At 41.0% G+C, this 17,659-nt stretch carries 11 protein-coding genes and 2 tRNA genes; 9 read left to right on the top strand and 4 right to left on the bottom strand.

Annotated elements, in window-relative coordinates:
• Positions 1-49 precede the first annotated feature (49 nt).
• Positions 50-123 (bottom strand) — tRNA-Pro (locus FDK13_RS33190).
• 86 nt (positions 124-209) lie between these two features.
• Positions 210-296, bottom strand: a tRNA-Ser gene (locus FDK13_RS33185).
• Between the two features lie 130 nt (positions 297-426).
• Between FDK13_RS33185 and FDK13_RS33180 the strand changes: the two genes are divergently transcribed.
• From FDK13_RS33180 to FDK13_RS33140, 9 genes are all read left to right on the top strand, one after another.
• Positions 427-1,389 (top strand): vWA domain-containing protein, encoded by a 963-nt coding sequence (locus FDK13_RS33180; RefSeq protein WP_137344326.1) that lies wholly within the window; start codon positions 427-429, stop codon positions 1,387-1,389.
• Positions 1,390-1,426: 37 nt separating this feature from the next.
• Positions 1,427-2,146: a tetratricopeptide repeat protein gene (locus FDK13_RS33175; RefSeq protein WP_137344325.1), complete on the top strand. Its 720-nt coding sequence runs from the start codon at positions 1,427-1,429 to the stop codon at positions 2,144-2,146.
• 18 nt (positions 2,147-2,164) lie between these two features.
• Positions 2,165-3,100 (top strand): phosphoribosylaminoimidazolesuccinocarboxamide synthase, encoded by a 936-nt coding sequence (locus tag FDK13_RS33170; RefSeq protein ID WP_137344324.1) that lies wholly within the window; start codon positions 2,165-2,167, stop codon positions 3,098-3,100.
• A gap of 52 nt (positions 3,101-3,152) precedes the next feature.
• Positions 3,153-3,575 carry an anti-anti-sigma factor gene (locus FDK13_RS33165; RefSeq protein WP_137344323.1) on the top strand — a complete coding sequence of 141 codons (423 nt, stop codon included), beginning with the start codon at positions 3,153-3,155 and terminating at the stop codon, positions 3,573-3,575.
• A 398-nt stretch (positions 3,576-3,973) separates the two neighbouring features.
• A complete protein-coding gene (gltB, locus tag FDK13_RS33160) occupies positions 3,974-8,557 on the top strand; it encodes a glutamate synthase large subunit (protein ID WP_137344322.1) in 4,584 nt (1,527 codons plus the stop codon).
• A gap of 92 nt (positions 8,558-8,649) precedes the next feature.
• Positions 8,650-10,158 carry a glutamate synthase subunit beta gene (locus FDK13_RS33155; protein ID WP_137344321.1) on the top strand — a complete coding sequence of 503 codons (1,509 nt, stop codon included), beginning with the start codon at positions 8,650-8,652 and terminating at the stop codon, positions 10,156-10,158.
• A 169-nt stretch (positions 10,159-10,327) separates the two neighbouring features.
• Positions 10,328-10,951, top strand: coding sequence for a polysaccharide deacetylase family protein (locus FDK13_RS33150; RefSeq protein ID WP_137344320.1), 624 nt, complete (start codon positions 10,328-10,330; stop codon positions 10,949-10,951).
• Positions 10,952-11,302: 351 nt separating this feature from the next.
• Positions 11,303-12,070 carry a TatD family hydrolase gene (locus FDK13_RS33145; protein ID WP_137344319.1) on the top strand — a complete coding sequence of 256 codons (768 nt, stop codon included), beginning with the start codon at positions 11,303-11,305 and terminating at the stop codon, positions 12,068-12,070.
• Between the two features lie 29 nt (positions 12,071-12,099).
• The gene (locus tag FDK13_RS33140) at positions 12,100-13,173 is read left to right on the top strand and encodes an asparaginase (RefSeq protein WP_137344318.1); all 1,074 of its coding nucleotides are present in this window, start codon (positions 12,100-12,102) and stop codon (positions 13,171-13,173) included.
• Positions 13,174-13,245: 72 nt separating this feature from the next.
• Here FDK13_RS33140 and FDK13_RS33135 read toward each other — a convergent pair whose 3' ends face one another.
• Positions 13,246-15,759: a phosphocholine-specific phospholipase C gene (locus FDK13_RS33135; protein ID WP_137344317.1), complete on the bottom strand. Its 2,514-nt coding sequence runs from the start codon at positions 15,757-15,759 to the stop codon at positions 13,246-13,248.
• Positions 15,760-15,903: 144 nt separating this feature from the next.
• Positions 15,904-17,655, bottom strand: coding sequence for an SMP-30/gluconolactonase/LRE family protein (locus FDK13_RS33130; RefSeq protein WP_137344316.1), 1,752 nt, complete (start codon positions 17,653-17,655; stop codon positions 15,904-15,906).
• Positions 17,656-17,659 lie beyond the last annotated feature (4 nt).

Genomic DNA, 17,659 nt, shown 5'->3' with positions numbered 1-17,659 from the left:
ATTTTAAATTACTCAATGATAATTGCCAACTGATCAATGGTTATAATTGTCGGGGAGACAGGATTCGAACCTGCGACCCTCTGGTCCCAAACCAGATGCGCTACCGGGCTGCGCCACTCCCCGAAACCTTAAAACCTTTTTTCGATGGTTGTCAAATTACTTTTCAAACCATCAACTAATTTGCGGCGACCCGCATTAATGAAACAGTGTAGAGGAAGCGGGATTCGAACCCGCGGTACCCTTGCGAGTACGGCAGTTTAGCAAACTACTGGTTTCAGCCACTCACCCATCCCTCCGTCTTTCCGTTCTGGGTTGCAAATATAGCGGGTTGTAAATCAGAAAAACAAATGTTTTCGAAAAAAAAAGTTTGTCACAAGCTTCTATTGTCTATTTTTGGAAAACTTTTAATTAGTCAAATCGTTCATTATGAACTGGAATTACCCCTTTGAAAGTACTGAATATTTTTTTATATTTTTCTTTATTCTTGCCTACATTACCTTCTTTTACCGTACCATTCGTGTGGCGCGGCAGCTTAATACCACGGCCAGAACTTTAATTTTAAAACTATTTTTACGTACCATTTATTTCGCTTTACTGATCGTCAGTTTGCTCGGCCCGTCTTTTGGTGAAGCGGATCAGGCTATCCAATCGAAAGGAAAGGACATTTATATTCTGATTGACCTGTCCAAATCCATGGATGCGACAGACGTCACGCCTACACGCCTGGAAAAAGTAAAATTTGAAATTAACCATTTCGTCCAAAACCAGCATTCAAACCGCATCGGACTGATCGTTTTTTCAAACGAAGCTTTCGTTCAGGTCCCGCTTACTTATGATGCCGCCGCTCTTGAACTTTTCATTCAAAGCTTGCAAACAGAACTTTTACCAACCAGCGGAACAAATATCTGTGGCGCTACGGAACTGGCATATAAAAAACTGGTCGACGGAAACGACCGTCCAGGCCGTTCAAAAATGATTGTCATTTTTACGGATGGTGAAAATAAAAGTGACTGTTACAGGTCACTATACAACAACATCAGGCGATTTGGCGTCGGTGTATACGTCGCTGCCGTGGGTACCAAAAATGGCAGCAGTATCCCGTCAGAGGGCAAACCTTTAAAAGACGAAAAAGACAATCTGGTGATCAGTAAACTTGACGATGACTTTTTACAAACCATGGCAATCAGTACAAAAGGATCTTATTACGAATTGAATAATGAGAAAAACGAAATAAACAGGATGATCAGCGAGATCAATAATGCGGACGGAACACTTGTAGACACAAGAACTGTCACCGTTGTCAGTAATAAATATTACTATTTTCTTGGCGCTGCGCTCTTTTTATTAATTCTTGACATTTTAATTACCATCGGAACTTTCCGACTCTGAGTATCTATTCTTATTTTTGCCTTCAAACCGGAATATTATGAACGCCTTACTATTGTACTTACTGCTTTTGCTATGGGACAACCGGACGTTCGATGCTATTACAAAAACGAATGAACGTAAGATTGGCGCGGAAATGGCTTTTAAGAAAAAGCAGTTTGTGAATGCGTCCAAATTATATCATCAGATTACCTACGGCTCTGTTTTTTCTGATCCGGCGGCAAGGCTTAACATGGCACACTCCTATTATCAGGCCGGACAGCTGAAAGATGCTTTATATCAATATAAATTGCTTGATCATGTAAAAGACAAAACCATTGCCTCGGTTGCAAATTGTCAGGTTGCGCTGATACTGGTTTCTAAAAAAGATACGGCAGCGGCTTTGGAAAAATTAAAAACGGCACTTCGTCTTGAACCCAGAAACACAGTCGCGCGGTCAAACTATATTATTTTAAAAACACATTTTTCAGGAATAGAACAACCTTCGCAGTCGAGCCAGGACAATAGAATGGCGAAAAATGAAGCAAGTAAAAACAAGCCAACTCCATCAAAACCAGAGCCAAAACCGGAAGGGCTTGAACAGGAAGAAGCAGCAAAACGTGAGCAATTATTACGCAGTCTGAAATCCATGAATATGTCAGAAGAACAGGCCCGTCTTATTTTGGATGCCATGAAATCAAACGAATCCCAATATATTTACCAACTCAGACGAAAACAGTACGCAAAAAAGTCTGAGCGAAATGAAACAATAGAATGGTAATTTTTACTATAAAACTCCATGAACAGCATACCAGAAACTAATTTTCAATTCCCAAACCAAACCGGTTTTTACAAAGGAAAAGTACGTGATGTATACTCTTTTGAAGATAAACTGGTAATGGTTGCCACCGACAGAATTTCTGCTTTTGACGTTATTTTGCCAAAAGCAATTCCTTATAAAGGCCAGGTTTTAAATCAGATTGCAGCACACTTTTTGTCGGCAACTTCGGATATTGTGCCAAACTGGTTGCAGGAAGTTCCGGACCCTAATGTAAGTATGGGTATTAAATGCAATGCTTTTCCTGTGGAAATGGTGGTTCGTGGATATCTGGCAGGCCATGCATGGCGGGAATATTCGGCGGGAAAAAGAGAAGTTTGCGGAGTTTCTTTGCCTGACGGACTGAAAGAAAATGACAAATTACCGACACCTATCATCACGCCTACAACAAAAGCACACGAAGGGCACGACGAAGATATTTCAAAAGAAGAAATATTAAGTCACGGACTTGTGTCCGAAGATAATTACGAACATTTGGAACGCTACACTTTAGCGCTTTTCAATCGTGGCACAGAAATGGCTGCCGACCAGGGACTTATTCTTGTTGATACAAAATATGAGTTTGGAGAATTGAATGGCACGATTTATTTAATAGACGAAATCCATACGCCGGATTCCTCACGTTATTTTTATAAAGATACGTATGAAGAAAATCAGAGACTAAACCAGCCTCAGAAACAATTGTCGAAAGAATTTGTAAGAGAATGGCTAATTCAAAATGGTTTCCAGGGAAAAGAAGGACAAACTGTACCAGCGATGGAAGAGGCTTGGATCCAACAGATTTCGGAACGTTATATTGAGCTTTTTGAAAAAGTGTCTGGCAGGAAATTCCAGAAAAACAATTTAGATAATCCATTGCAACGCATAGAAAAAGCCATCCTGCGGGCACTAGCCTAGTTTGGTAAAACTAATTAACCTAACAAATCATCTGGTTTTAACAAAAACTCGTATGAATCACAGCCTACAAAAAAAAGAACAATACGCCTACATCGACCTTGAAGAGACGGCGTTCGCTGATGAAATCCCAGCAGCTTTCGAGGAAAAATCCCGTGAGCTTTTTCGTGAAGGATTCAACAACCTGATCGTCAATATGCAGGTGACAAAATCCATCGATACCAATGGAACATCTGTACTCAAAAAAGTAAACAGGTTATGTATTAACGACTTGGGTATGTTGGTAATCGTTACCAGAGATGATGATTTTATTGACTTGCTTGAATCTTTAAAAATTCCTGATTTAAACATACTTCCAACGCAGGAAGAGGCCATTGATGCAGTTTTCATGAACAATCTTGAAAATGAATTCGGTGCGGGAGATGACGATTATGATGCAGACGATTATGACAATGTAAGTGAATCAAGCGAACCCTGATTACTTAGAATCGTTCTTTTTAAGCTCAAAACCATCATCCCAAGGGTGATGGTTTTTTTATTTTACCCTAAAATTTCGTAGTTTAACAATGCGGAAAAGCTGATATTAATGAAAAGTGTAAAACAAAAATCACAGCATTTTCTTTTGAAAAATTCATAACAATAGTATCACTTCATTGTCAAATTATCAGTATTTTCAGATTTATTGTAATAAAACAACCAATTTCATATAGGTTGGATAAAATTTCGTGGTTTTGATATTACACCAAATATTTTTTATCATTATCTTGCGTGGCTTTACTCTATTCTTAATGCGATAGCGGCAAAGCGTTTAATTTAATTTGCTTATTTATATAAATTCTACACACGAATTTGTAAAAAATCTACACTCTTCGATATATGTCGCAAATGTCAGAACCAATGGTAGAACAACAGGGGCTTTATCGCCCGGAATTTGAACATGATGCATGTGGGATAGGTTTCCGTGCCAACATTAAGGGTCGCAAGTCACATCAGATCGTGGCGGACGCTATTCACATGCTGGAAAGAATGGAGCATCGGGGTGCTACCGGTTTTGATCCAAACACCGGTGATGGCGCCGGTATCCTGATACAGATTCCCCACGAGTATTTTGTAGAAGAATGCTCAAAAATCGGTTTCCAATTACCTCCTGCGGGTGAGTATGGTGTAGGTATGATCTTCTTTCCAAATGACGAAACCGTCAGGGAAGAATGCAGGGATATTGTAAACCGAAAGTTAAAAAGACTGGGCTTAACCCTGATGGGTTACAGAAAAGTGCCGACACTGAACAATACGCTTGGTGAAGGATCTTTGTCTGTGGAGCCTTATGTAGAACAGCTTTTCATCAAACGTCCGGACGATGTTACTGAAGACATCGCTTTCGAACGTAAACTTTATATACTCCGCCAGGTTTCTGCGCGTCTGATCCATGATACTGTAAAAGGTGCAAAAGGTACTTTTTATTATTCATCCTTATCATGCCGCACAATTTCCTACAAAGGACAACTGACGACTGCTCAGTTGAAATATTATTTCCCGGATCTTGAAAATGAGTCCGTGGTTTCGGCGCTTGCTGTTGTTCACTCTCGTTTTGCCACCAATACTTTTCCGAAATGGGAACTTGCGCAGCCTTTCCGTTACATTGCTCACAATGGCGAAATTAATACCGTCAAAGGAAATGTGAACTGGATCCGCGCCGGCGAAAAAGCTTTCCAGTCGGAATATTTCAGCAAAGAGGAAATGGATATGATCCTTCCGATTTGTGACCGGGGACAATCGGATTCAGCGAATCTTGATAATGCTATTGAATTGCTTCACCTTTCCGGCCGCTCGCTTCCTCATGTAATGATGATGCTTGTGCCTGAGGCCTGGGATGGCAATGAGCAGATGGATGCTGAACGTAAAGCGTTTTACGAGTATCACGCCGCGATCATGGAACCCTGGGACGGACCTGCTTCAATTTCGTTTACAGACGGAAAAATGGTAGGTGCAACGCTTGACCGTAATGGTTTGCGCCCGTCACGTTACTGGGTTTTGGATGATGACACCATCATTATGGCTTCTGAAGCCGGAGTTTTGGATGTTGATCAGGCGAAAGTAGTAACCAAAGGCCGTTTACAGCCAGGACGTATGTTCATCGTTGATATGGAACAAGGCCGTATCATTCCTGATGAAGAAATTAAAGCACAGATATGTTCAGCGCAGCCTTATCAGCAGTGGCTGAATGAAAATAAATTGCGCGTTGAAGATCTTGATCAGCCAATTCGTACTTACAGACAATACGAAGATTCTTCGTTGTTGAAACGTCAGATGGCTTTTGGGTTTACTTCGGAAGATTTGCGGATGATCCTTGCTCCTATGGCGCAAAGTGGTATGGAGGCCATCGGATCGATGGGTACAGACGTTCCTTTGGCTGTTCTTTCGGAACAAAGCCAGCATATGTCGAGTTACTTCAAGCAGCTTTTTGCTCAGGTAACAAACCCTCCTATTGACTCGATTCGTGAAAGAGCAATTATGTCGCTGATCTCTTTCGTAGGAAGTACAGAAAATATCCTGACAGAAACGCCTCAGCATTGCCGTCAGATCGAATTGCCGCATCCTGTTTTAACCGTTTCGGAATTTGATAAATTAAGATTTATTGACAAAAATCACTTCCAGGCAAAAACGATCAACATCTATTTCCGCGCAGATGAAGGTGGAAAAGCGCTGGAACGTGCTTTGGCGAGAATTTGCCGGTATGCGGTTGAAGCAATTGAAGATGGTTTTGAGATCATCATTCTTTCTGACCGTGCAATCGATTCGGATCATGCGCCAATTCCTACTTTGCTTGCAACAGCTGCCATACATCACCACTTGATCCGTGAAGGTTTGAGAGGAAGAGTTGGTTTGCTTGTGGAGGCTGGTGATGTTTGGGAAACGCATCATTTTGCTACGCTGATTGGTTATGGTGCAGCCGGTGTTTGTCCTTATATGGCTTTCGAAACGCTTTCTTTCATGAACCGCAAGAACATGATCGATGGTGAGTTTACCGACGATAAATTATATTACAACTACATCAAAGCTGTTAACAAAGAGCTTTTGAAGATTTTCTCTAAAATGGGAATTTCTACACTTCAGTCTTACCAGGGCGCTCAGATTTTCGAATGCGTTGGTATGAATAAAGATGTGGTTGACCGTTTCTTCACAGGTACTATTTCCCGCATCAGCGGGATGGGGATTTCTGAAATTGCGCGTGAAGTTTTGGTTCGCCATAAAGTTGCTTACCACGAAAGTCCAAACATGACTCCGCGTCTGGAGGTTGGTGGATTTTATCAGTGGAAACAACGTGGTGAAGCGCATATTTTCAATCCGCAGACTGTTCACTTGCTGCAACATTCAACAAAAAATAACAGTTACGCTGAGTTTAAGAAATATTCAAAACTCATTGACGACCAAACACATAAAGCATTAACACTTCGTGGATTGTTGCGTTTCAAAAAAGGAACACCAATTCCAATCGAAGAAGTTGAACCGGTTGAAAACATTTTCAAACGTTTCGCAACAGGTGCTATGTCATTTGGTTCGATCTCATGGGAAGCGCATACAACGCTGGCCATTGCCATGAACCGTATTGGTGGAAAATCCAATTCAGGTGAAGGTGGAGAAGATGAACTTCGCTACAAAAAACTGGCTAACGGCGACAGCATGAATTCTCAAATCAAGCAGGTTGCTTCCGGACGTTTCGGGGTTACCAGCCATTATTTGAGTAATGCAGGTGAATTACAGATTAAAACAGCACAAGGTGCAAAACCGGGTGAAGGTGGTCAGCTTCCAGGTCATAAAGTAGATGACTGGATCGGACGTACTCGTCATTCGACTCCGGGTGTAGGACTTATTTCTCCCCCGCCCCATCACGATATTTATTCGATTGAAGATTTGGCACAGCTGATTTTCGATTTGAAAAATGCAAACCGTGCGGCTCGTATCAGCGTAAAACTGGTTTCGGAAGCAGGAGTGGGAACTGTTGCTGCGGGTGTAGCAAAAGCACATGCGGATCACATTCTGATCTCAGGCTATGATGGAGGAACAGGTGCATCGCCTTTGAGTTCGATTCGTCATGCAGGTCTTCCCTGGGAGCTTGGTTTGGCTGAAACGCATCAGACACTTGTAAAAAATAAATTGCGCGGACGGGTTACGGTTCAGGCGGATGGTCAGCTTCGTACAGGTAAAGATCTTGCGATTGCGGCAATGCTTGGAGCGGAAGAATGGGGTGTTGCAACGGCAGCGCTTGTTGCGGCAGGTTGTATCATGATGCGTAAATGTCACTTGAATACTTGTCCGGTTGGCGTTGCAACGCAGAATAAAGAGCTTCGTGCGTTATTCTCAGGAAAACCTGAACATGTGGTGAACATGTTTACGTTCATGGCGCAGGAGCTTCGTGAGATTATGGCTCAGCTTGGCTTCCGCACTGTAAACGAAATGGTTGGACAAGTTCAATACCTTGAACCACGCAATGATTTAAAACACTGGAAATATAAAAACCTTAATTTCGACGCGATCCTGTTTAAGGATGCAGATCTTTCGGTTGCACAATACAAACAGGAAGATCAGGATCACGGAATTAGTGATATTATCGATCTGAAACTGATTGAAGCGGCGAAAGGGGCTCTTGAAAATTCAGAAGAGGTTTACGGAGAATTCCCGATCAATAACCTGAACCGTGCCGTTGGTACCATGTTATCAAATGAAATTTCCAAAGTTCACGGCGGTATCGGACTTCCAAAAGGTAGCATACATTTCCGATTCCGTGGAACAGCGGGACAAAGTTTCGGTGCGTTTAACACAACCGGAATTCGCCTGGAACTTGAAGGTGACGCGAATGATTATTTTGGAAAAGGACTTTGTGGTGCTGAACTGATCGTTTACCCCGATCGTGATTCTAAATTCAAACCAGAAGAAAATATTATCATCGGTAACGTGGCGTTTTACGGAGCAACTTCCGGTGAGGCCTATATTCGTGGTACTGCCGGAGAACGTTTCTGTGTAAGAAATTCCGGTGCGAAGGTTGTTGTGGAAGGACTTGGAGATCACGGACTTGAATACATGACTGGTGGTTTGGCAGTTATTCTGGGTGCAACAGGCAGAAACTTTGCAGCAGGTATGTCTGGCGGTGTTGCTTATGTTCTTGACAAAGCAGGAGATTTCCGTGAGAAAGTTAATTTCGAAATGGTGACTGTTGATGGTATCAACGAAGAAGATCAGCTTATTCTGCGTGATTCTCTGGAAAAACATTTCCAGTATACAACCAGTAACGTTGCATTCCAATTGTTGCAAAACTGGGAAGAGTCAATTGGCCAGTTTGTAAGAGTTCTGCCAAGTGACTTCAAGAAAGCACTTGACGGACGCGGCATTACACTTGCTCAGCAAATTGCAGACAAAAACGTTGTATATCAGGACATTGTTGTTGATGTAGATCACCTGTAAACTTTTAGCCGTTAGCTTTTGGCTGTTAGCTCCGGTCGCCATTGAAAACAGACAGCCCTATTTGAATCACGATTAACAAGGAAATAATAAGAATGGGAAAGCCAACCGGATTTATTGAGTTTGAAAGGGAATTACCAAAGAAAAGAGCCGTTGAAGAACGTCTTCATGATTATAAAGAAATTGAAACAGCACCCATAGAGTCAAAATCCAAGGAGCAGGCAGCCCGTTGTATGGACTGCGGAATTCCTTTTTGCCATAACGGTTGTCCGCTGGGAAATATCATCCCGGAATTCAACGACGCCGTTTATGACGGAAACTGGGGACTGGCTTATGAAATATTAGCATCGACAAATAACTTCCCGGAATTTACGGGAAGAATTTGCCCTGCACCTTGTGAAGCATCCTGTGTTTTGGGTATAAACAAACCTCCGGTTGCTATCGAGTTTATTGAGAAATCAATCGTAGAAAAGGCGTTTGAATTGGGTCTTGTTAAACCAAGATTTCCACAGAAACGTACTGGTAAAAAGGTTGCCGTTGTAGGTTCTGGCCCTGCCGGAATGGCTGCTGCAAATCAGTTAAATCAGGCTGGACACACAGTTTCTTTGCTTGAAAGAGCTGATAAAATTGGTGGACTTCTACGCTACGGGATTCCTGATTTCAAACTTGAAAAACAAGTTATCGACCGTCGCCTTGCTGTGATGCAGGAAGAAGGAATTGAGTTTATCACCAATGTAAATGTTGGTGTGGATATCAAAGCTGACGAACTTTTGAATGAATATGACGCCGTGGTTTTGACAATGGGATCAACGGTTCCAAGAGATTTGAATATTGAAGGCCGTCAGTTGAAAGGCGTTCATTATGCGATGGAATTTTTGAGCCAGCAAAACAAACGTAATGCTGATATTTTCCCGGAAGTAGATCATCAGGGAGCAAAATACAAACACGGCCAACTTTTGGCCACTGGTAAAAATGTAGTTGTAATCGGTGGTGGTGATACAGGATCTGACTGTGTGGGAACTTCAAACCGTCATGGTGCGAAATCTGTAACGCAGATCGAGCTGATGCCTGTTCCTCCAAAAGATCGTGATATCAGCACGCCTTGGCCAAACTGGCCGATGATGCTCCGTACTTCAACTTCACACGAAGAAGGTTGCGAGAGACATTGGTCTATCAATACAAAATCTTTCGTTGGAGACGAAAACGGTAATCTAGCCGGTTTGAAAATTGTTGAACTTGACTGGCAGAAAGATCCTGAAACGGGTCGTATGCAAATGAAAGAAGTGGCAGGAAGCGAACAGGTATTACCTTGTGAACTTGCACTTTTGGCAGCAGGATTTTTACATCCGCAGCAGGAAGGACTTTTGAAAGATCTTGATCTGGAATTTGATGAGCGTGGCAATATCAAAGCGAATGGCTATCAGTCCACAACAAATGAAAAAGTTTTCGCAGCAGGTGACTGCCGTCGTGGACAATCTCTTGTTGTTTGGGCGATCAGCGAAGGCCGTGAAGCAGCCCGCGCTGTGGACGAATTCCTGATGGGCGAATCATTCCTGGAAGCAAAAGCAGTTTCTATGCTGAATCCGATTTTTGCACATGCCTGATTTCAGACTATAATTACAAAATAAGATTTAACAAAATAAGCCATTCATTATGAGTGGCTTATTTTGTTAATCAGCTTTCTCCTATCGGGATAATCAATTTTTACCGGCGATGATCCGTATATTTGGATTACAAATCTGGTTACTGAATTTCTTGTAAACACACATACTAATGTTTTTACACTATTCTCCATTCTGGTTAAAAGCCTTGTATCCGCGTTATACCTGGCACATTCCAACAACAGAAAAAGAGATTTTTCTGACTTTTGATGATGGGCCAATTCCGGATATTACGGAATTTGTGCTGGACACTTTGAAACAATTTGAAGCCAAAGCGACTTTCTTTTGTATTGGTGATAATGTCAAAAAGCATCCGTTGGTTTTCTCAAAAATACTTGATCATGACCATTCGATTGGAAATCATACGTTTAACCATATGAACGGCTGGAAAAGTGACGATGATGAATATCTGGCCAATATCGCTTTGTGTGAAAAACAACTTGATCTGGAAACGAATTTATTTCGTCCGCCTTATGGAAGAATGAAAAAAAGCCAGTGGAGGCAACTTCCCGGAACGAAGGAAATTATTATGTGGGATGTTCTGAGCGGAGATTTTTCTGCGGCAGTAAAACCTGAAATTTGTCTTGCAAAAACAATAAAGTACGCCCGTCCCGGCTCTATTATTTTGTTTCATGACAGTCTCAAAGCTGCAAAAAACATGCAATATACCTTGCCCCGCTTTTTGGAACATTTTTCAGGAAAAGATTATCATTTTAAAGCGCTACCAATGCGCTGAATGCATTCTTAGTAAAAAAGCAGCGCTTGATCATCCTTTAAAAAATTCCGGAACCGGACTTCATGTCTAATTTATTACAACCAGTTAAAGTAAGCATTTCCTGCCATTGGAATTATCTCAATCCGGGATCCAGCCCGAAGCATAAGAATGATATCTCAAATTATATTTTGATTACCGGAATCAGCCTTATATCAATTATGTTTCTCAAACAAAAGGACCTTTAGAAGTCTGTATTTTTGTTTTGGGTCTTATGCCCGGTATTACGATTTTAATGCCAATCGTCTATTTCCTGCCAGAAAAAACACTTTGGAAAGACAGAACCTATTAATAAAATATAAGTAAAACAAGACCATGATAGAAACACATGCCCACATATATGATGAAAAGTATGATGAAGACCGTACTGAAATGTTACAACGCGCCTGGGATTTAGGAATTGAACAAATCTGGATGCCCAATTGTGATCATACCACAATTCCGGGAATGATGCAGCTTGCAAAAACTTTTCCTGATAAGTGTTTGCCCATGATCGGTTTGCACCCTACTTATGTAAAAGAAGGTTTTGAAAAGGAATTGGAAATTGTTGAAGAATGGCTGAATAAATACAAATTTATTGCCATTGGAGAAATCGGGATGGATTTGTTTTGGGATAAAACATTTCGTGCTCAGCAGGAAGAGGCCTTTTTGTTTCAATGCAAACTTGCAAGAAAACATAACCTATGGATTGACATTCATTGTCGTGAAGCATTTTGGGAAACTGTTGCATTAATAGAGAAATTTGCAGATTCTTCTCTAACAGGAATTTTCCACTGCTTTATCGGAACATTGGAAGAAGCTCAAAAAGTGATTGATTTAGGATTTAAACTGGGGATTGGAGGCGTTTCCACGTTCAAAAACGGCGGCTTGGATAAAGTACTGCCATTTGTAGATTTGGAAAATCTGGTCCTGGAAACCGATAGTCCCTATCTGGCACCAACGCCATATAGAGGCAAAAGAAATGAGGTTTCTTATATTGATCTCGTGGCACAGCGTGTTGCGGATTTAAAACAAATTACAAAACAGGAAGTCATAGCCAGAACTACAAAAACTGCTAAATCTCTTTTAACTTTGGCAAGCTGAATCGAACAGAATCATTACTGCAAATAAAAATGCCTTATAATACAATCCACATCAACCCGATTTCCCCTGAGCCTGCACGTGCTTCCGTCCTTGTCATTTATACTGGTGGAACTTTGGGAATGGTTTATGAAACAAAAGGAAAACAATTAGTACCGTTTAATTTTGAGCAGGTAATTGAGAAAGTCCCGGAAATACGAAGACTTGATTTCGAGATTACTTTCCTGACGTTAAATGAGCCGATAGATTCATCTAACATGAATCCGGAAATATGGATTGAACTTGCCAAAATCATATCTGACCATTACGAAAAGTATGACAGTTTTGTAATACTGCACGGAACAGATACAATGGCTTATACCGCTTCCGGATTAAGTTTTTTATTGGACGATTTAAATAAACCAGTTATTCTCACCGGTGCTCAATTACCAATTGGTGTAGCAAGATCAGATGCTCGTGAGAATTTTATAACTGCACTTGAACTTGCGGCTGCTACAAATGAAGATGGTACGCCTATCCTATCTGAAGTTTGTATTTATTTCAACTCGCATCTGCTTCGCGGCAACCGCAGCAAAAAACAGGAAAGCTCGGATTTTAACGCTTTTCATTCCGAAAATTACCCATTGTTGGCCAATGCAGGTGTAAGAATTGACTGGAATTTGCCTTTTATCAAACCATTTGAGAAGAATAAAAAGGTAAAAACTCAATCAAAACTTGATACCAATGTGGCTTTTTTAAAACTGTTTCCCGGAATCAATAAACAGGTTGTAAAATCAATTTTGGGAATTGAAGGAATAAAAGGAATTGTAATGGAAACATATGGAGCTGGAAACGCAACAACCGAGCCTTGGTTTTTGGAAGAAATACAAAAAACAATTGAGCGTGGCGTGATCATTTTCAACGTTTCTCAATGTGACGGCGGACGTGTGGCGCAAGGACATTACCAAACCAGTAAATTCCTGAAACAAGTGGGCGTTGTGAGCGGTTCAGACATTACTGCCGAAGCCGCTATTACCAAAATGATGTATGTTTTTGGTAAGGAAACTGACCATTCAAAATGTGTTGAAATGTTGAAAAATCCGATGCGTGGGGAAATGACTATTTGAAAATTCAAAAAATCCTGAACAATCTATCTTCATACCAAGAAAATAAAATCGTTCAGGATAATACAAATTTTATTAAACAATCCCACCCATCAGCGGATCCGTTTTCGTAATTTGCCCGGTTTCAACATGACCGGCAAAACGTTCCTGATAAGTATCAAAACCTTTAACTTTTACACTGAAATCATACCAATTATAATTTTTGGAAAGATTCAAAACGATCGAAGTCTGTGCACCCGCCGACACTGCTTTGTTCTGATTTTCAGATTTATAACTGTTATCCGATATCGTTAAAACATGCGGTTTTGTATCACTGTTGGTAACGGTAATCAGCACATTTCCGGTTAATCTTGAAGGATTAAGTCTACTGGCCTCAAACGTGCAGGTAAGTCTAAGCAACGGATTATTTTTGTTACCCAGAAATTCCCTGTAAAATCCATTCGGACCGTAAACCCTGAAATGATATTGTCCATTTTCGAAATCAGCCAAACTGAATTCATCTTTTATAATATCCCCCGCAGCCACGCTGTAATCCCATGATCGCAACGAATCATTTTGGTAACTATTCATAGCATAAACCCGGAAAGGAGAACCAGTCGCTTTATTGCCAAAAACCTTATTTCCTGCTTTAAATGAAAGCTCAACACTGTTTTTGTTTTTATCATAAACCGTATGTACATAGTTTTCATAAGGCAAAGCACAAGCCGATCTTACACCTTTTTCCTGTTTTGGAAAATATGGAGATTCATGGTGATTTGTATTGATCTGCTCAATTTCTGATTTTGTTAATTGCTTATAATTATCGGGAGCATTCTTAAATTGAGCCTGATGAATTCCTTCGATGAACGGTTTTCTTATTAGAAATTCAGGTTTGGTAATAACCTCTCCGTTATAGGGCCTGAATACAGAAGTTAAGTCACCGCAAATTGTCCGGCGCCATGCTGTGATATTTTCCTCTTTTACCTTTTTACTAAATTTCTTTTCAAGGAAATTTTCTAAAAATTGCAAAGATGAGGTATGATCAAAAACTTCGGAATTCACAAAACCTCCACGCGACCAGGGCGACGCAATGATCATCGGCACACGATATCCCAATCCGATGGATCCTTCCCGAAGATTATTATCCTGCATCGATGGATTTGTCTGTTGGCTTTTGGTTGCGAAATCCATTTTCGGATCAATTCCTTTGGATACCTTTCCTGTATTTTCCTTGTACGGATTTGGAACGACGTAAGGGGGCATATGGTCAAAATATCCGTCATTTTCGTCATAGGTAACGATGAAAATTGTTTTTTTCCAAACCTCCGGATTTTCCAGCAAAATTTCCATCGCTTCACTCACATACCAGGGGCCAAACCACGGCTGCCCCGGATGATCTGAAAAATGTGCGGGCGGCATCAGCCAGGAAACTGTTGGTAAAGTACCGTTTTTCACGTCATTTCTAAACTGATGAAAAACATCACCTTTGGGTACTTTCAATTCCCTTTCCGTCCCTTTATCATCGTATTTCAGTTCTTCAAGTTCGTGGTAATACACGTCGTTGATGTTGGTTATGAACGCCTTATTATGCAGTTCTTTTGCCTGCTCCGAAAGATTATTATATGTTTCGGTGGTAAATCTGGACTGGGCTGTTTCAATCAAAACCAGAAGTTTTTTTGAAGCTGCAAGTCGCTGAGCCACTTTTTCATCAGAAGGCTGCTTTTCCATTTCTCCAATCTGCTGCAAAAGATTCTCCTTTTTTGTCTGCAAATTGGCAATTCCGCCTTCGTGAAGTCTCACATTATATTGTTTGTAATATTCCAGCACGTTTGTCCCGAAGTTACTAAGCCAGGCACTTTCCTCACCCTTCAAACCATAACCCATCGTAAGCTCATTCTGGTAAACTTTCCATGAAACGCCGTTTTCCTGCAAGCGTTCCGGATAAGTTTTCCAGCTTAACTCCGGATATTCATAATTGCTGTTATTCCACAAATGCGCAACCGCCTCAACTTCATTTTTTTCACGAACTGTACCCGTCATAAAATAATGACGGTTTGGATGCGTACCTGTTATACTTGAACAAAAGTTGTGATCACAAACTGTAAAAGCATCGGCCAGAGAATAGTAAAAAGGAAAGTCAGCACGGTCACAGTAACCCATCGTTAATGGAATTTTCGCATAATCCTTGTTTCTGGCTTTTTTTACATCCAGCCATTTGTCGTATTTTCCATCATTCATAGCGTCCGTCTGATCCGTCCAGTTATGTGGAACGGAACCCATCCAGGCTACTTTTGTATCTTTTACATTAAGTTGAAAAGGTCCGTATGTTTCACCCTCTTTATTGGTTTGAAGCCATACTTTATTTTTATCCGGCAATTGAATAGCACGAGGATCATTAAAACCACGAACGCCCTGCAAGGTGCCAAGCTGGTGATCAAATGAACGGTTTTCCTGCATCAGAAATACAATATGTTCCGCATCATAAAACGTACTTCCCAGCTCCGGATTTATAGCCATCGCTCTTTCAATAACTGCCGGAAGCATATTGGCCATCGCACCCGTACCCGACAAAAGCGCGGCTTTCTTTAAGAAATCTCTTCTTGAATTCATTTCGAATAAAATACTAAATACTTTTAATCAAATGCTTTTAAACATCATTTAAGCATCAAATTTATCTCGGGAAATCTAAGTGTGTGTTAAGTGCAGATTAACTTTTGCCCATCTGACTTATACTAAATGAAAAAAGGTAAATTTTTACAATTTAGGAGCTTCGGGTTTATTAGGTTTATCCCAGTTATTTGCTCCTTTCGTGTTCAGTTTGCGTTTGTATACTTTATCATTTGCTGTCACATACAGAATATCAAAATCCTTCCCTCCAAAAGCCACATTGGAAGCATTTCCATTAGGCGTTGGAAGAATCGCATTAACTCTGCCTGTTTGATCCAGAATCTGGATTCCTGCTCTTGTTGTTACATAAATTCTTCCGTCCCGGTCGCAGGTAAGCCCATCTCCCCAGGCATTTTCATCAGCGTCCCGTACATGGAGCCAACCAAATTTTTGTTTGCTCCCCAAAGTACCGTCTTTGAAAACCTGATAAGCATAAACCCAATGCGACGCTGATTCAGTAACATATAGTAAAGTCTGATCCGGAGAAAGTGCCAGTCCATTGGCAAAAAGTAAACCCTTATCCACTTCAACTTTTTCGCCATTCGGGCGAATGAGAAATATTGAAGACGGCTTTTCTTTCCCATCAGGAACGGTTACGTATATATTCCCATTAACAGCTACTGTTAAATCATTGCCGGCAATATTAGTTGTGACATCCAGCTTTTTTCCATCCGGAGTATATTTAATAATTGATAAAGTTTTTTGAGCAACTTCATAACGGTTTCCATCCTTATCGAATTCCGTTCCGCTGGCATTATGCGAAACTTCATTTATAGTTACCGGTTTGTTATTAGTATCAACTTTATACGTTTTTCCATTTGGAATATCCTGGAAAAATAAATCGCCCGCTCGATTGACTGTCGGGCCTTCCGTAAATCGATACCCCTCTCCTACAAGCTCCCAGTTCTGTTCTGGCAGCAATAATGATGAAAGAAACTGATTTTGGCTTTTTCCAGTCTTGACTGTTTCAGGCCAGTTTTTCCATAAATAACGCATGGCGTCCGGAAAAACCGCGGTCCCCTGTTTACCATTATGTCCGCCTTCACCCCATTGATGATTCACTTCATAACCAGAAAATGTCAAAGCCCGCAGCATCGTCTGATTCGCCATCCACCAGTCGCCAGCATAAATATTGAGGTCATTACTCCCGTCCTGTAAATAAATCCTTAGTGGTTTCGGCTCGTATTTTCGGATCAAAGTGGGATAACGATCGGCACCACGCAGACCTATATAGGTTCCGATCGCGCTGAAAACCCGGGTGAACGCATCCGGCCTTTCCCAGGCTGCGGTGAAAGCACAAACGGCTCCGCTACTCGATCCCCCAATTGCACGATCATTTCCGTTTTTGGATAATTTTATAGCCCGGCCGTCACTTGTTTTTTGCTTTTCTACTTCTGGTAAAATCTCATCCAGAATAAATTTCGCGTAAGCATCGCCCAATCCGTCAAATTCGAAACTCCTGTTAAAACGGTCAAGTGCTTCATTTGAATTTTCTGCTTTCACTTTCCCATGCATTACAAAAATGCCTATTGTAACCGGCATTTCACCTTTAAAAATCAGATTATCAAAAACCGTTGGCGCCTTCCACTGAATTCCATCCTGATTGACGTAAACACAAGCGGGCTTATCTGCTTTATACTGAGCTGGAACATAAACCCAATATTCTCTCCAGGTACCCGGAAATATTTTTGATTTCTCAAAAGTAAATTTCAGAACCTCACCTTTTGGAACATTCGGCTGCTCTTCCGAGGCGGGATCGACAACGTAGTTTTCAGCGGAATTTTGTGCTTGTAAAAAATGAACAAAAAGTAAAAGCAGAATTAATGGAATTCGTTTCATCAAT

This window comes from Dyadobacter frigoris, from assembly GCF_005280585.1.
GTDB classification, from domain to species: domain Bacteria; phylum Bacteroidota; class Bacteroidia; order Cytophagales; family Spirosomataceae; genus Dyadobacter; species Dyadobacter frigoris.
This window is presented reverse-complemented; position numbering and strand designations above follow the sequence as displayed.

Excerpts from the sequence above, each read along its gene's own strand:
- FDK13_RS33180 (WP_137344326.1), top strand. The coding sequence starts at position 427 with ATGAACTGGAATTACCCCTTTGAAAGTACTGAATATTTTTTTATATTT.
- FDK13_RS33175 (WP_137344325.1), top strand. The coding sequence starts at position 1,427 with ATGAACGCCTTACTATTGTACTTACTGCTTTTGCTATGGGACAACCGG.
- FDK13_RS33170 (WP_137344324.1), top strand. The coding sequence starts at position 2,165 with ATGAACAGCATACCAGAAACTAATTTTCAATTCCCAAACCAAACCGGT.
- FDK13_RS33165 (WP_137344323.1), top strand. The coding sequence starts at position 3,153 with ATGAATCACAGCCTACAAAAAAAAGAACAATACGCCTACATCGACCTT.
- gltB (WP_137344322.1), top strand. The coding sequence starts at position 3,974 with ATGTCGCAAATGTCAGAACCAATGGTAGAACAACAGGGGCTTTATCGC.
- FDK13_RS33155 (WP_137344321.1), top strand. The coding sequence starts at position 8,650 with ATGGGAAAGCCAACCGGATTTATTGAGTTTGAAAGGGAATTACCAAAG.
- FDK13_RS33150 (WP_137344320.1), top strand. The coding sequence starts at position 10,328 with ATGTTTTTACACTATTCTCCATTCTGGTTAAAAGCCTTGTATCCGCGT.
- FDK13_RS33145 (WP_137344319.1), top strand. The coding sequence starts at position 11,303 with ATGATAGAAACACATGCCCACATATATGATGAAAAGTATGATGAAGAC.
- FDK13_RS33140 (WP_137344318.1), top strand. The coding sequence starts at position 12,100 with ATGCCTTATAATACAATCCACATCAACCCGATTTCCCCTGAGCCTGCA.
- FDK13_RS33135 (WP_137344317.1), bottom strand. The coding sequence starts at position 15,759 with ATGAATTCAAGAAGAGATTTCTTAAAGAAAGCCGCGCTTTTGTCGGGT.
- FDK13_RS33130 (WP_137344316.1), bottom strand. The coding sequence starts at position 17,655 with ATGAAACGAATTCCATTAATTCTGCTTTTACTTTTTGTTCATTTTTTA.